12 protein-coding genes and 1 tRNA gene are annotated in these 13361 nt (G+C 70.7%); 5 read left to right on the forward strand and 8 right to left on the reverse strand.

What is annotated here, in order from left to right:
* Positions 1 to 65 precede the first annotated feature (65 nt).
* Positions 66 to 1043: an NADPH:quinone oxidoreductase family protein gene (locus HG543_RS20320; RefSeq protein ID WP_169346470.1), complete on the reverse strand. Its 978-nt coding sequence runs from the start codon at positions 1041 to 1043 to the stop codon at positions 66 to 68.
* Between the two features lie 393 nt (positions 1044 to 1436).
* On the opposite strand from HG543_RS20320, the gene HG543_RS20325 reads away from it, so the two are divergent.
* Together HG543_RS20325 and HG543_RS20330 are read left to right on the forward strand one after the other, a co-directional pair.
* Positions 1437 to 1545 (forward strand) — tRNA-OTHER (locus HG543_RS20325).
* Positions 1546 to 2106: 561 nt separating this feature from the next.
* Positions 2107 to 4335: a M4 family metallopeptidase gene (locus HG543_RS20330; RefSeq protein ID WP_169346471.1), complete on the forward strand. Its 2229-nt coding sequence runs from the start codon at positions 2107 to 2109 to the stop codon at positions 4333 to 4335.
* Positions 4336 to 4470: 135 nt separating this feature from the next.
* On the opposite strand, the gene HG543_RS20335 is transcribed toward HG543_RS20330, so the two are convergent.
* From HG543_RS20335 to HG543_RS20345, 3 genes are all read right to left on the reverse strand, one after another.
* Positions 4471 to 5775, reverse strand: a complete 1305-nt coding sequence (locus HG543_RS20335; RefSeq protein ID WP_169346472.1) for a DUF418 domain-containing protein — start codon at positions 5773 to 5775, stop codon at positions 4471 to 4473.
* 84 nt (positions 5776 to 5859) lie between these two features.
* Positions 5860 to 6696, reverse strand: coding sequence for a metallophosphoesterase family protein (locus tag HG543_RS20340; RefSeq protein WP_169346473.1), 837 nt, complete (start codon positions 6694 to 6696; stop codon positions 5860 to 5862).
* A 173-nt stretch (positions 6697 to 6869) separates the two neighbouring features.
* The gene (locus tag HG543_RS20345; protein ID WP_246357177.1) at positions 6870 to 7247 is read right to left on the reverse strand and encodes a response regulator; all 378 of its coding nucleotides are present in this window, start codon (positions 7245 to 7247) and stop codon (positions 6870 to 6872) included.
* Between the two features lie 129 nt (positions 7248 to 7376).
* Here HG543_RS20345 and HG543_RS20350 point away from each other — a divergent pair, with 129 nt between their 5' ends.
* Entirely contained in the window at positions 7377 to 7745 is a 369-nt protein-coding gene (locus tag HG543_RS20350; protein WP_164021868.1) for a helix-turn-helix transcriptional regulator, read from the forward strand.
* Positions 7746 to 7765: 20 nt separating this feature from the next.
* On the opposite strand, the gene HG543_RS20355 is transcribed toward HG543_RS20350, so the two are convergent.
* Together HG543_RS20355 and HG543_RS20360 are read right to left on the reverse strand one after the other, a co-directional pair.
* Positions 7766 to 8980: a DUF790 family protein gene (locus HG543_RS20355; RefSeq protein ID WP_169346474.1), complete on the reverse strand. Its 1215-nt coding sequence runs from the start codon at positions 8978 to 8980 to the stop codon at positions 7766 to 7768.
* A gap of 1 nt (position 8981) precedes the next feature.
* A complete protein-coding gene (locus HG543_RS20360; protein ID WP_169346475.1) occupies positions 8982 to 10361 on the reverse strand; it encodes a DEAD/DEAH box helicase family protein in 1380 nt (459 codons plus the stop codon).
* Between the two features lie 157 nt (positions 10362 to 10518).
* Between HG543_RS20360 and HG543_RS20365 the strand changes: the two genes are divergently transcribed.
* The gene (locus HG543_RS20365) at positions 10519 to 10971 is read left to right on the forward strand and encodes a DMT family transporter (RefSeq protein WP_169346476.1); all 453 of its coding nucleotides are present in this window, start codon (positions 10519 to 10521) and stop codon (positions 10969 to 10971) included.
* Positions 10972 to 10983: 12 nt separating this feature from the next.
* Entirely contained in the window at positions 10984 to 11391 is a 408-nt protein-coding gene (locus HG543_RS20370) for a response regulator (RefSeq protein WP_169346477.1), read from the forward strand.
* Between the two features lie 11 nt (positions 11392 to 11402).
* Here HG543_RS20370 and HG543_RS20375 read toward each other — a convergent pair whose 3' ends face one another.
* Together HG543_RS20375 and HG543_RS20380 are read right to left on the reverse strand one after the other, a co-directional pair.
* Positions 11403 to 12011 (reverse strand): outer membrane beta-barrel protein, encoded by a 609-nt coding sequence (locus tag HG543_RS20375; protein WP_169346478.1) that lies wholly within the window; start codon positions 12009 to 12011, stop codon positions 11403 to 11405.
* On the reverse strand, positions 12008 to 13150 hold the full coding sequence (locus HG543_RS20380; RefSeq protein ID WP_169346479.1) for a hypothetical protein: 1143 nt from the start codon (positions 13148 to 13150) through the stop codon (positions 12008 to 12010). Before HG543_RS20380 ends, HG543_RS20375 begins: the two co-directional genes overlap by 4 nt.
* Between the last annotated feature and the right edge of the window lie 211 nt (positions 13151 to 13361).

The following is a 13361-nucleotide window of genomic DNA, read 5'->3' on the forward strand; positions in this document are numbered from 1 at the left end:
GGGATGCGAAGTGTCGCACCCTCCGATGCGCGCTGTCGCCAGTCGAGCGGACGGCGGCGCGTCCCTCAGCCCGGCCGCACGCGCAGCACGACCTTGCCCGTGGCGCGCCGTGCTTCCAGCTCACGCAACGCCTGGGCGCCCTGCTCCAGCGGGAAGACGCTGCCCACCACCGGGTCGAGGATGCCCTTGTCCGCCATGGCCTCCAGGTCCTTGGCGATGGTCGGCGTCACCGCCGGGTCATGCAGGAGGAAGGCGCCCCACGCCACGCCCACCACGTCGATGTTGCGCAGGAGCAGCCGGTTCACCTGCACCTCGGGGATGCGGCCTCCCGCGAAGCCCACCACCAGCAGCCGCCCTTCCGGCGCCATGCACTTGAGGCTCTTGTCGAAGATGTCGCCGCCCACCGGGTCCAGCACCACGTTGGCGCCCAGGCCGCCGGTCTTCTCGCGCACCTGCGACACCCAGTCGCCCGTGGACAGCACCACCTCGTGCGCGCCGGCCTTGCGAGCCACCTCCGCCTTGCGCTCGTCGCTCACCACGGCGATGACGCGCGCGTCCGCGCCGCGCGCCACCTGCACCGCCGCCGTGCCCACGCCTCCCGCCGCGCCGTGCACCACCACCGTCTCGCCCGCCTTCACGCGCCCGCGCCGGTGCAGCGAGAAGTGCGCCGTGTGGTAGTTCATCACCACGCCCGCGGCCGCCTCGTAGCTCCAGCGCTCCGGGATGCGGAACACCATCTCCGGTTGGATGGCCGCCACCTCGGCGAAGCCGCCCAGCCCGAAGCTGAACCCCATCACCCGGTCACCCGGCTTCACCGCCGCTCCGGCCGGCGCGCTGCGCACCGTGCCCGCTACTTCCACTCCCGGCACGAAGGGCAGCGCGGGCTTCATCTGGTACAGCCCCTTCGAGAGCAGTAGGTCGGGAAAGCTCACCCCCGCAGTGACCACGTCGATGAGCACCAGGTCACCCGCCTCGGGCTCGGGGATGTCCACCAGCTGCAGTCCATCCGGCCCGTCCAGTCGCTGTACTTGCAGTGCGCGCATGTATGTCTACCTCCAGGGTGGGCCTAGCCTAACGGCCCCGCCGCCACCGCGCGGCAGGATTCACGAAATCCCCCGTCAGGCTTCCCCGCCCGGGCGCGTCCTTCTCCTCGCAGGCAACGTCGACGGCGGCTCACCCGCCCGACACCGCGCCACCCCTTTTGAAGCGCCCGGCCGGCGAGGCCCCACACGCCGATTTGTTGGTTCGAATCCAACTTCCGCCACTCACGGCGGAATAGCCAAACGGTAAAGGCACTCGACTCATTCTCGAGCATCACTCGATGGCTTCGCCTCTCGGGCGCTTCAATTCCTCTCAACCCGCTCGGGTGTCTTCGAGCGGCGGTCTTCACAGGTGTCCCGAGGCGCCGGTTCGATTCCGGCTCCCCCGATGAACGTCGGGGGATGGCTCAGTGGAAGAGCGCGGGTCGTAATTTTGGCGTCCGTCCGCAGAGGCCCTACACGCCCTGGGTGCCCGAGGTCGCCGGTTCGAATCCGGCTCTCCCGAATGCCGTCGGGAGATAGCTCAGTCCGGTAGAGCGCGAGCCTTGTCTTCGGATGGCTTCTCCACTCGGACGCCAATCATTCCTCGCCGCACCCGGTCCGGGGCCGCGCGATGGGGTTGCCGCCACCCGGCGACACACCCCTCGCCGCGGCCCGGCCGTGTTTCTTCCGACCCACGGTCGCGCGCGCGGACCCCGTCGGACAGCCTCCGGTCACAATGCGCCTGGCGCGGACCTCTTCTCCGGGGCCTCGTGCGCGCGGACCCCGCGACTGTCCAGTCGAGCACAATGGGGCGTTTTCCCCGGCTTCGCGCGCGCGGACCCCGCCAAGTAACATTTGGCCACGCGCATGCGGGAAAACCCGCAGTGGCTGATGTAACCCATCACGTTTGATGGCCCCTTCAGGAGACCCATGAAAATGCGTGTAAACCCACGGAACTTTTGGGGTTTCACAGTGCAACTTGGAATCTAAGAATTAGCGATAAACTGAAATAATCGCGCAACCTTGAAAAGCCCGTAACGACTGTGCCACCATGCTTCCTAATCTTTCCGCTTAGGAGGATTACATGGTGCAGAGCAAGCGAGTGCGCGGAGCATTCGGAATCGCGGCGCTGTCTGTCGTTGTCGGCTGCAATGAGTCCACCCCTACCCCCGAGGCCAACAAGACCGGTGAGGCCGCGAAGACCGCGGCGGCGCTGGATGGCCAGAACATCGTCTCGAAGGACTCGGCCGGTGTGGCCACGTTCGTGACGGGCAACCTGGGCGCGGCGCCGGAGTTCCCGGCGGCGGGCGCCAACTCCCTGGCGGCGTCGGCCCTGGCCCCCGTCGTGGAGGCCCTGGCCCCGACGTTCCACCTGGCCCCGGCCAACCTCGTCTTCAAGAAGGGCTACACCGACAAGCAGGGCGACAGCCACTTCCGCTACGCCGTGCGTCACAACAACATCCCCGTGTTCGGCGGTGAGTTCCGCCTGCACGTTCGCGCCGGGCAGATCATCGCGGCGAACACCAACGTCCGCAGCGACCTGAAGGCCGACGAGAAGGCCTCCATCGCCGGCGACACGGCGGTGGCCTCGGTGGCCTCGGACCGTGGCGCGCTGCCCGGCTTCGTCACCAGCCCGGAGACCGAGCTGGTCTACTGGCGTGACGGCGACGAGCTGCGCCTGATGTACAAGGTCATCCAGACCGGCGAGAAGGCGGACGGTACCCCCGTGCGCGACATCGTCCTGGTCGACGCGCGCAACGGCGACGTGCAGCTGCGCATCCCGACCATCCATGAGGCGATCAACCGCCGCATGCATGACGGTAAGAACCTGAGCACCCTGCCGGGCCCCATCGTCCGCACCGAGGGCCAGGACCCCGTGGCCGACCCCGTGGTCAACACCAACTACGACCACCTGGGCACCGTCTACAACTGCTACAGCAACCTGTTCGGCCGCGACTCCATCGACAACGCGGGCGCGATGCTCATCAGCACCGTGCACCACCGCGTCAACTACGTGAACGCGTTCTGGGACGGCACCCAGATGGTGTACGGCGACGGCGACAACGTCACCGCCACCAACCTGGCCAACTCGCTGGACGTGACGGCGCACGAGCTGACCCACGCCGTGACGGACTACGAGTCGGAGCTCATCTACTCGGGTGAGTCCGGCGGCATGAACGAGTCCATGTCGGACATCTTCGGCGCGGTCTGCGAGTGGTACGGCGACGGCGCGGGTGATGTGACGGCCCGTCACTGGCTGATCGGCGACGACGTGTGGACGCCGAGCATCCCGAACGACGCGCTCCGCTACATGAACGACCCGGTGCTGGACGGTGACTCGCTCGACTACTTCCCGGACTACTACTCCGGCGTGGACGTGCACTACAGCTCCGGCATCCCCAACCTGGCGTTCTACCTGCTGTCGCAGGGTGGCACGCACCCGCGCGGCAAGACGACGCAGGTCGTCGCGGGCATCGGCATCGAGAAGGCCGCGCGCATCTGGTACAAGGCCAACGCCGACCTCCTCCTGCCGTCCTCCACCTTCGATCAGTCGAAGGTCGCCACCGAGCAGGCGGCGGCGCAGCTGGGCTACGACGCGGCGACCATCGCCTCGGTGAGCAACGCCTGGAAGGCCGTGGGCGTGGGCGTGCCGGTGCCTCCTCCGGTCTCCACCCCCATCGAGAAGGACGTGCCGGCCACCAACCTGTCCGGTGCTCGCGGCGCGAAGCAGTACTTCTCGGTGACCGTCCCCGAGGGTGCGTACGACCTGGCCTTCACTCTGTCCGGTGGCACGGGTGACGCGGACATGTACGTTCGCTTCAACAACGCGCCCACCACGACCACCTACGACTGCCGTCCGTACCGCTCGGGCAACAACGAGGCCTGCACCTTCGCGGCCCCGAGCCACGGCACCTGGTACGTGATGCTGAACGGCTACACCGCCTACGAGGGCGTGTCGCTGACCGTGACCTGGAAGGGCGGCTACATCCCGCTGGCGACCGGCGTGCCCTACAAGTTCTTCGACGGCGCGGCGGGCTCCTCCACCGTGTTCACCATCGAGGTTCCGGAGCGTCGTCCTGGCAGCGGCACCAACAGCCTGGCCATCCAGACGGGCCAGGGCTACGGCAACCCCGACCTGTACGTGAAGCGCGGCAGCGCCCCGACGAAGTTCGACTACGACTGCCGCAGCGTGAAGGAGCACATGTCCGAGGTGTGCAACCTGAACAACGTGCCGGCCGGCAAGTACTACATCGAGGTCTACGGCGCGAAGGGCGGCTACACCGAGCTCGCCATCATCGCCTCGTACAAGTAGTCCCTTGATGTGACGGCGCGGCCTTGAAGGTCGCGCCGATGGAGCCCCGGGCCGCCCGCAGCTGGCGCCCGGGGCTTCGTCTTTCCGGCGGGTGGCAGGGGTGCCCGGAGCTTCGAGCTTCCGGAGGTCGCGGCGTCAGGAGACCGCGGCCCCAGGCGCGGGAGCGGGCCGGCGGCGCAGGGGCAGGGGCCCGTACGTGAGCGAGCGCCACAGCCACTCCACGGGGCCGAAGTGGAAGCGCGCCAGCCACAGGTGGCTGAGCGCCACCTGCGCCGCGAAGACGGCCAGCGCGAGCCCGATGAGGCGCGAGGTCGGCAGCCGGCCCATGAGCCCGAGCCCATAGCCATTGAAGAGCAACAGGCTGACGACGGTCTGCGTGAGGTAGGTCGTCAGGGCCATGCGGCCCACGGGCGCGAGCACGGCCAGCCGCCGCCGCCATGCCGGGCGCTGGAAGAGCAGCGCGAGCCCGGTCACGTACGTCGCGGCGAGCCCGACGAAGCCCACCTCGTGCAGCCACGCCATGGTGAACATCCACGGAGCCGTCACCGGGTCCACGAGCCCGCGCGCGCGGAGGTCGAGGATGAGGGTGACGGCGCCAGTGCCGAGCGCACCCAGCACCCCTCCGCCGCCGAGCAGCTTCAGGAGCCAGGAGCGGCGGCGCGGCACGTCGTGCAGCAGCCGGTGCCGGCCGGCAAGCATGCCCAGGAGGAACTTGCCCAGGATGACGGCCGCATTCACCGCGGCGATGGGCTTCCAGGCGGTGAGCACGGCGTAGCGCGCGCTCGCGAGCTGGGCGTGGAGGAAGGTGCCGCTGGTGAGGGCGGCGAAGGTCTGCTCGCGCAGCTCCGCGTCGCTGGCCCGCGTGGCGCGGGACAGGGCGGCCGCGGCCTCGGGGCCCAGCGCCAGCAGGGGGCCCAGGCGCGTGAAGGCGGGGATGAGCAGCGGCACGGCGATGAGCAGCCCCGCGCACCACGCCAGCACCGCGCGGTCCGAGTGGCGGCGGAAGGCAAGCAGGCAGAAGCCGAGCACCGCGTACAGGTGCAGGATGTCGCCGTGCCAGAAGCACAGCAGGTGCGCGAGGCCGAACAGCAGCAGCACCGCCAGGCGGCGTGAGTACAGCGGGACGATGGGCGCGCCGCGCTCCTCCGTGCGCGACAGCTGGATGGAGAAGCCGAGGCCGAAGAGGAAGGTGAGCAGGGTGAGGAACTTCCCGTTCACCAGCACGCCGAAGAGCGTGTCGAGCGCGGACTCCAGCGGCGCGTTCGCGGCGTTGCCCTGGGAGGGAAGGAAGAGCTGCCCGCTGAACTGGGTGACGGTGTTGGAGACGAAGACCCCGCAGAGCGCGAAGCCACGCAGCACGTCCAGCAGGACGATGCGCTCGGCGGCATCCACCGGGCGGGGCGCACCGGCATCCGGCGCGGGAGGCGGCGTGTCGGCCATGCGCCCAGCAGAAGCAAGGCCCTCCTCCACCGTCAACCGGAGCGGGCCCGCACGGCCACGCTGCTCCGCGTCATGCGGGGCGCGTCAGAGGGGCCGCACGGCGGGCCCGGGGAGGATTTCGCGCAGGCCGCGCTCCAGGCTCATGCCCCGGTGCTTCCACTGCATGGGGTAGCCGAGCGACACCTCCTCGAAGCGCACGCCGTCGCGCCAGAGGGTGGCCGGCATGTGGAGGTGCCCGGAGACGACCACCTCCGCGCGGAAGCGCAGGTGCCAGTCCTCGGTGCGCTTCGTCCCGCACCAGATGGAGAAGCGGGGGATGCGCGGCAGGCGCACGTGCTCGTAACGCAGCGGGTAGTGGTTGATGAGGATGGTGGAGCAGTCGGGCGGCAGCGCCTGCAGACGCGCCAGCGTGGACTCCACGCGCGCGGCGCACCACGCGGAGCGGCTCAGGTACGGCTCGGGGTGCAGGAGCACCTCGTCCGTGCACAGGAGGTCCTCCTCCCACGCCCACTCCAGCGCCTTGTTCTCCGGAACGTGGTCCGGGCGGAACGAGTAGTCGTAGCCCAGGAACATGGGGACGAGGATGCGCGGCGGCCCCTCGCCGGGCCAGCGCGGGTAGGGGTCCTCCGGCGTGAGCGCGCCGTAGCTCCGGCACAGGGACACCAGCCGCTGGTAGCGCGCCTCGCCGCGCAGGGGCGGCTGCTCCGAGGGCATCGTCCACAGCTCGTGGTTGCCCGGCACCCAGATGACCTGCCGGAAGCGCTCGGTCAGGGTGCGCAGCATCAGCTCCATCTCCGCCAGCGTCTCCCCCACGTCGCCGGCGACGATGAGCCAGTCGTCCGGGTGGGCCGGGAGCGCTTGGAGCGCCTGGCGGTTGTCGGTATGGCGCAGGTGCAAATCACTGATGGCGTAGAGCTTCATGGCGCGAGGCCCGGCACCTTAGCGCGCAAGAGGGCCGACGTCGTCCCCGGCTTCGCCAGAGAGGCCCGGCTCCACCGCGAGCACCTCCGGGGTTCGCTGGCCGTGCTGAAGGTGTCGCGTGAGTCGAGTCGCGCCGCCGGACCTGGAGAATCCTCCGCGGCCGGACCGACGTGTCAGGCCGGACTGAACGTCAGTCCGGCCACCAGCGCGCGCAGGAGCGCATGCACCTCCGCGGGGGGCGCGGCGCGGTCCATCCAGGTGATGCCACGCGCGCGTGACGTGACGGGCGGGTTCGCCGCATGGAGCGCGCAGGCGGTGCGCGGGTAGCGCTCGCGCACCTGCTCCAGCAGACCCAACCCGTCACCATCTGGCAGCAGGTCTCCACTCACCACCACCGCGGGTGCCTCCTCCCGCACGAGGGCGAGCGCCTCCGCCGCGCCTCGCGCGAAGCGCTTGCAGCCCGGCAGGTCCTTCACCAGTCGCCGCAGCGCCGCGAGAGAGCGAGGGTCTTCGTCCACGAACAGGAAGGTCAGCATTTTCTTCGCGCCCATCACTGCGATGAGAACCCGTGCGGTTGGCGTGATGCACGAGGTCACTTGCCTTCAAGACTACCCAGGAAGTTCTTGGATGCCAACCTCTCAAGTCATATCGACATAGGCGGACCCGGTAGGTTAACGACCATGGAAAAGACCCTCGCATCCCGGCTCGGAGGAGCGGCGCGCCTCGCACGGACCCGCCTGAACCTGACGCAGGCAGACGTCGCGGAGCGCATCGGCATCGCGAGCGAAGTCTACGGGCGGCTGGAGCGCGGCCACATGCTGCCGAGCATCCAGACGTTCCGCAGGCTGTGCGTGGTGCTCTCCATCTCCGCCGATGAAGCGCTGGGCCTGAAGCCGTCCCAGGAAGTGAAGTGGGCCGCGGAACCGCCGAGCGACTACGGCGAGTCCGCCGAGCTGCGCCGCCTCATGCGCCGCGCCCGCCAACTGGACCGCAGCTCCATCCGCATCCTCAGCGTGCTCGCCGCGCAGTTCAAACCGAAGGGAAGCTGAAGTCCTCCGCGTCACGCCGTTCATCTCCGGGGCCCCTCCACCATCCGCGCGAGCCGCTCGCGCAGCCTGCGCACCGAGGGAAAGCCGTTGAAGAGCACCACCTGCGGGTGGGCCTCCAGCGCCTCGCGCTCTCCGGCTTCCTTCGCCAGCGCCCGGTCCACTCCCAACAGCAGCCCGCCGTCCGGCCGCGAGCGCAGCTCCTCCAGCCTGCGCGCCAGGGGCGCCGCGTGCCATGCGTGGAACAGCTCCAGCGCCACCTCGCGCCGCGACTCGCGGTGGCGGAAGGTCAGGTCCGGCACGCACAGCCCGGCGGCGCCCATGTGGCGTGGCAGCGGCGTCAGATCCAACTCCCACGCGTCATCCACGAAGCCCTCCGCCAGCGAGGCGACTTCCTCCGGCACGTGGCCCAGCGCGGCGGGCAGCGGCGACACCAGCGGGTCCTTGTCGCTGAGCGCCAGCGTGACGTGCCTGCCGCGCGCCGCCTCCACCGTGGCCGTCAGCTCCCAGCGCCCCAGCACCGGCACCACCGACAGGAACGAGGCGAGCTGCAGGCCGTACTTCTTCTGCAGGGCGAGCATGGCGCCCGGGCCCTCGACCTCCAGCGTCCAGTCCTCGCCGACGTGCCGCACCTCCGCCACCAGCCGGCAGAACTTCAGCCAGCGCAGCACCTTGCGCACGCGCAGCAGCTCCGGCGCGAGCGCTCGCAGCGTGAGGCGCCGCGCCGTCAGGAGCGGGCCCTGCGCCAGCGCGAGGTTGTAGCGGTCCACCAGCCACTGCGCGGTGACGGGCTCGCCGTCCCAGCCCACCAGCCGGCGGTTGCCCGGGAGGTCCGCGTAGAGCGCCTCGCGCGCCTCGGGCAGGGGCACCGGCAGCGCCTGGGCCAGCCGCGCTTCGTAGGCCTCCACCGTCGCGTCCGGCGGCAGCGAGCGCAGCTCCCGTGCGGCCAGCTTCAGCCGCTCCCAGCGCGCCTCGCCCACGCCCGGGGAGGGCTCGTCGAAGAGGAGGCGGTCCACGAGCAGCTTCACCAGCCCGCGCGCCACCTTCGGCCGGCTGAAGGCGCCGGCCCTCAGTCCGAGGGATTCCTCGAGGTCGTCGAGCCGCGCGCCGCGTGACGCCTCCACCTCGGCGAGCAGTTCCTGCGCCAGCGTCAGCAGCGCCTCGTCGTTGCGCTTCACGAAGACGGGGCGCAGGACTCCCTCACGCACCCGCCAGGCGAGCAGATCGCGCGTCAGCACCTCAGGCTTCCTCCTGATAGGCGCCGTGCTGCCTCCGCCGCTCGCTGATGCCGCTCTCCGCCGTCTGTGCCGAGCACACCTCGTACAGCAGGGCCCGCTTCCCCGGGCGCTTGCGCAGGATGCGCCCCAGCCGCTGCACGTGCTCGCGCACGCTGCCGCTGCCGCTGAGCACCACGCCCACGCGCGCGTCCGGCACGTCCACGCCCTCGTTGAGCACGCGCGAGGTGAGGAGCACCGGCAGCTCGCCGCTCGCGAACGCCTCCAGCAGCGCCTTGCGCTCCGGCACCGGCGTGTGGTGCGTCAGCGCGGGCAGCAGGAGGCGCCGCGCCAGCGTATAGACGGTCTCATTGTCGTCGGTGAAGACGAGCACCCGGTCCTCTCGGTGCTCCAGCAGGATGCGCCACAGCACCTCCTGCTTCGCACTGGAGGTGAGCGCAATCCGGCGCTGCTCGCGGTAGGCACGGTACGCGGCGCGGCCCTCGTCGCTGCGCTGGCTCTGCGCCAGGAAGCGCGCCCACCCGTCCGGGGTGGACAGCTGCACTCCCAGCCTTCGCACGAAGCCCACGTACAGCGCGCGTGCCGCGTCGTAGCGCGCCTTCTCGTCCGGCGTCAGCGGCACCTCCACGCGCTTCACCTCGTAGGGCGCCAGGTACTCGCCCTGCAGCTCGCGGATGTCCGAGCGGTGCACGCACGGACCCAGCAGCTCCTCGCACACGCGCTCGCCGCCGTCCGTGCGCTCCAGCGTCGCGGTGAGCCCCAGCCGGTACGGCGCCAGCGAGCCCTCCGCCACGAAGCGGTAGCTCGGCGCCGGCAGGTGGTGGCACTCGTCGCAGATGAGCAGCCCGAAGCGGTTGCCGTGGAACTCCGTCTGCATCGCCGCCGAGTCGTACGTCGTCACCGTCAGCGGCTGGCGGTCGCTCACGCCGCCACCCAACAGCCCCACCGGCACCGCGAAGTGGCGGGACAGCACGCCCTGCCACTGCGCCATCAAGTCCAACGTGGGGACGACCACCAGCGTCGGCCGCTTCACGTGGGCGATGGCCAGCACCGCCAGCAGCGTCTTGCCCGCTCCCGTGGGCAGCTCCACGAGCCCCCGGCCTCCCGCGCGCGTCCAGGCCTCCAGCGCCGCCTTCTGGTGCGGGAAGGGCTGGATGGGGGAGGTGAGGGCCAGCTCCAGCGGCTCGAAGCGCTTTGCTTTGTCCTCGTACGAATGGCCGAGCTCGCGCAGTCGCAGCACCACGTCGCGGTAGTGCCAGGCCGGCGCGCGGTACACCCCCGTGCGTCCGTCCTTCTGGAACAGGGCAAGCAGGCGTGCGTCGTCCGGCAGGACGGGCGCTACCAGGGTGCCGCAGTCGAAGTGGAGTTCGGTGGAGGGGGACATTTCGCGCGGAAGGGAACTAGCCCGACACCCCGCGTTTCGCCACCATCAAGAAAACCTGGAGAGTAGGGCCGTCGCCTGACCCCCTGGTCCCCCCTGGCCCCTCCGGCTTCCGGCGTGGCTTGCGAGGCGCGGCCGTTCAAGGTAGCCAGCGCGCGGCATGCGTCTCATCTCGCTCGTTCCCCTGCTGTGCGGCCTGGCCGTGGTGGCCCAGGCTGGTCTCAACCGCCGTTTCGCCGGTCAATCGGGGCTGTTCGGCGCGGTCCTCATGAACATGGTTGTCGCGACGGTGGCCACCTTCGTCGTGTATGGCCTCGCCCGCGCGGTGCCGGCACTGATGCCCGACGCCGCGAGCGCCCAGGGCCGCTTCTTCGAAGGCCTCACCGTGTGGCACCTGCTGCCCGGCCTGTGCGGTGTCGTCATCGTCCTCGGGATGCCCGCGGCGGTGGGCCGGCTGGGCGCGGTGCAGTCCGTGCTGCTGCTGATGGCCGCGCAGCTCGTCACCAGCCTCGTGTGGGATGCGATGGTGGAAGGGCGCCCGGCCACGCTCGCTCGGGTGCTGGGCTCGGCGGTCGCCTTCGTGGGCGCCGCCATCGCGGTGTGGAAGGGCTAGATTCAACGGCAAATGCGCCGCGTCCTCATCGTCAGCCCCCACAACGCCTCGCGCGAGCTGCTGCGGCGCATCCTCGCGGAGCCGGGGCTCTCCGTCTCCGCGACGGGGGACACGGATGACGCGTTCTCCGCCATCACCTCCACGCCGCCGGCGCTGGTGGTGGTGGACCTGCGCAGGCCGGACGAGGACCATCCGCTCTTCCTCGGCCTGCTGCGCAAGCGCCATCCCGCGCTGCCCGTCATCGCGCTCGTGCCCGGGCGGCTGCGCATCTTCGACGGCCGTCACGAGCGCGTGCGCGAGGCCTACGGCGACACCGCCGAGGCGCTCCATCAGATGCTCGGCGCGCTGAAGCAGGCCATGAACGACCTGCTCGCGCAGGACCTCCTCCGCGTCCTGCGCACTCCCGTCGGGCGGGCCTGAGCCGCGGGCGGCTACAGCCGCAGGCGGTAGCCCACGCTCGCGAGGAAGCCTCCGACATTCACGTCGCCCGTGGTGACGAGGTCCACCGGGGCGAAGTGGTAGTGCGCCTCGAAGAAGGCGCCCCCGGGGCCGAGCGGCAGCTCCAGTCCGGCCAGCGCCTGCAGGCCGAAGCCGCCGTCGCTCTCGGACGCCACGGTGCCGAAGATGTCCGCGGTGGCGCGGTGCAGGTACAGCCCGGGCCCTCCGCCCACGTACGGCGTGAGCGGGCCGAGCCCCTGCTCGAAGCGGAACACGGCCGACAGCAGGAAGGCCACCTCGCGCACGGCCAGCGAGTACGCCCCATCGGGCGGCGGCGCGCCGAAGCCACCGAACTGCGGGTCACTCAGCGAGCCGGTGATACGGGGCCGGTGGTAGTTCACCTCCAGCGTCACCGCGAGGCGCCGCTCCAGCAGCGGGGTGAGGTAGCCCACCTCCGCGCCGAAGTAGAGGTCGCTGCTCAACGCCGTGGTGGACTTGAAGACGCCCACCTTCGGCGCGAGCAGGAAGCTGCCACCGCAGTCCTCCTCGGCGCCGGTGGAGGCGAGCGCGGTGAGCGTGACGAGCAGGGCAAGCGCGTTCATGGTTCAGACGCTCCGTGGGGCAGCGAGGGCTCGAGGCCCGACGTCGCGCCCGCGATGACGGTGAAGCCCGCCGACGCCGGCACCTCGCCCACCGCGCCATTGGGGTCGGCGACCTCCAGGGCATAGGGGCCACCGGGGACGATGCCATTGGGGCACCGGGGGTCGGCGCCATCCGGCTCCGTGAAGCCCGAGCAGGTGGGCACCACCGCCGTCACCTCGTTCGCCGAGACGAACGTCACGTCGCGCAGCGGAACGCGCTGCACCTGGGACGGGTCCGTTTTCACGGGGGCCAGCAGGTACACGTCCGGCGCGCCGGAGAACCCCACCTGATTGCCCGTGGGCGCGTTGCGCAGGGTGATGACCTGGTTGCTCAGCTCGCCGCCGGAGCGCGGCTCCACGGTGAGGGTGCCCAGCCGCGTGTAGGTGATGTCCAGCGCCCGGGCCAGCGAGGCGGTGCAGCCCTCGGGGCTGGTGAGCAGCATGTCGTAGCGGCCCTCGGGCGTGCCCGGTGGAATCTCCGTCGAGATGCGCGTGGGGGACGTCACCTCGAGGACGAACAGCGACTGCGTCGCCCCGTCCTCGCGGCGCAGGGTGACGACGGGGAAGGTGTTGGGGGCGAAGCCCGTGCCCTCGATGACGATGGGGCTGGCGGCGTTGTACGTGTACCCGTTCGGCGGCGGCACCACCCGGCTGATGGAGGGCGGCCCCAGCACGACGAGCGCGTCCGCGAGCGAGTCGCTCCCGCCCAGGGGATTGCTCACCTCCACCGAGTAGCTGCCCTCGGGCAGCTCCACCGGGGGCGTGGTGTCGCGCGTGGGCACGTCGACCAGCAGCAGCTCCGGCCGCACGTAGAAGACGCGATCGCGAGGAAGGGTGAGGGTGGTGGGGCCGCGGAGCGTCACCTCCGGCATGGCCGCCTGCTCCGGCTCGGACAGCACATCCCCCGGCATGGGAGCGAAGCGCTCGCCCGCCACTTCGAGGCGCCAACCTCGCTCGCCGCCCTGGGCGTTGCAGATGCGCGCCGGCGTGGCGTTGCGGATGAGCGGGTTGACGACTCCCTGCACCCGGGGCGTGGGCCCCTCGGTCGAGCGGGAGCATGCGACGAGGGCAAGCAGGGCTGCGACGACCGGCGAGCGCAAGGCGGTTCCTCCTCCGCGTCAACGAACGGCCGGCACGTTAGGACGGTCACCCCCGAGGGCCGGAGTTTTTTCCGGTTTCGGCCCGTGGCCTGACCCGCATGCTCGCCCTGACTGGCTGCAACCCATTGAAAGTACGAAAGTTTTGCCTCTGCCTGGGGCTCGGCACGGCGAATGCTATGGCCAGGGAGGGCTGGGCGCGACGGGGTGCGGC

The organism is Pyxidicoccus fallax, from assembly GCF_012933655.1.
Taxonomy (GTDB): Bacteria; Myxococcota; Myxococcia; order Myxococcales; family Myxococcaceae; genus Myxococcus; species Myxococcus fallax.

Bases quoted from the DNA above. Each gene is read 5' to 3' on its own strand.
- HG543_RS20320 (WP_169346470.1), bottom strand. From the start codon at position 1,043: ATGCGCGCACTGCAAGTACAGCGACTGGACGGGCCGGATGGACTGCAG.
- HG543_RS20330 (WP_169346471.1), top strand. From the start codon at position 2,107: ATGGTGCAGAGCAAGCGAGTGCGCGGAGCATTCGGAATCGCGGCGCTG.
- HG543_RS20335 (WP_169346472.1), bottom strand. From the start codon at position 5,775: ATGGCCGACACGCCGCCTCCCGCGCCGGATGCCGGTGCGCCCCGCCCG.
- HG543_RS20340 (WP_169346473.1), bottom strand. From the start codon at position 6,696: ATGAAGCTCTACGCCATCAGTGATTTGCACCTGCGCCATACCGACAAC.
- HG543_RS20345 (WP_246357177.1), bottom strand. From the start codon at position 7,247: ATGGGCGCGAAGAAAATGCTGACCTTCCTGTTCGTGGACGAAGACCCT.
- HG543_RS20350 (WP_164021868.1), top strand. From the start codon at position 7,377: ATGGAAAAGACCCTCGCATCCCGGCTCGGAGGAGCGGCGCGCCTCGCA.
- HG543_RS20360 (WP_169346475.1), bottom strand. From the start codon at position 10,361: ATGTCCCCCTCCACCGAACTCCACTTCGACTGCGGCACCCTGGTAGCG.
- HG543_RS20365 (WP_169346476.1), top strand. From the start codon at position 10,519: ATGCGTCTCATCTCGCTCGTTCCCCTGCTGTGCGGCCTGGCCGTGGTG.
- HG543_RS20370 (WP_169346477.1), top strand. From the start codon at position 10,984: ATGCGCCGCGTCCTCATCGTCAGCCCCCACAACGCCTCGCGCGAGCTG.
- HG543_RS20375 (WP_169346478.1), bottom strand. From the start codon at position 12,011: ATGAACGCGCTTGCCCTGCTCGTCACGCTCACCGCGCTCGCCTCCACC.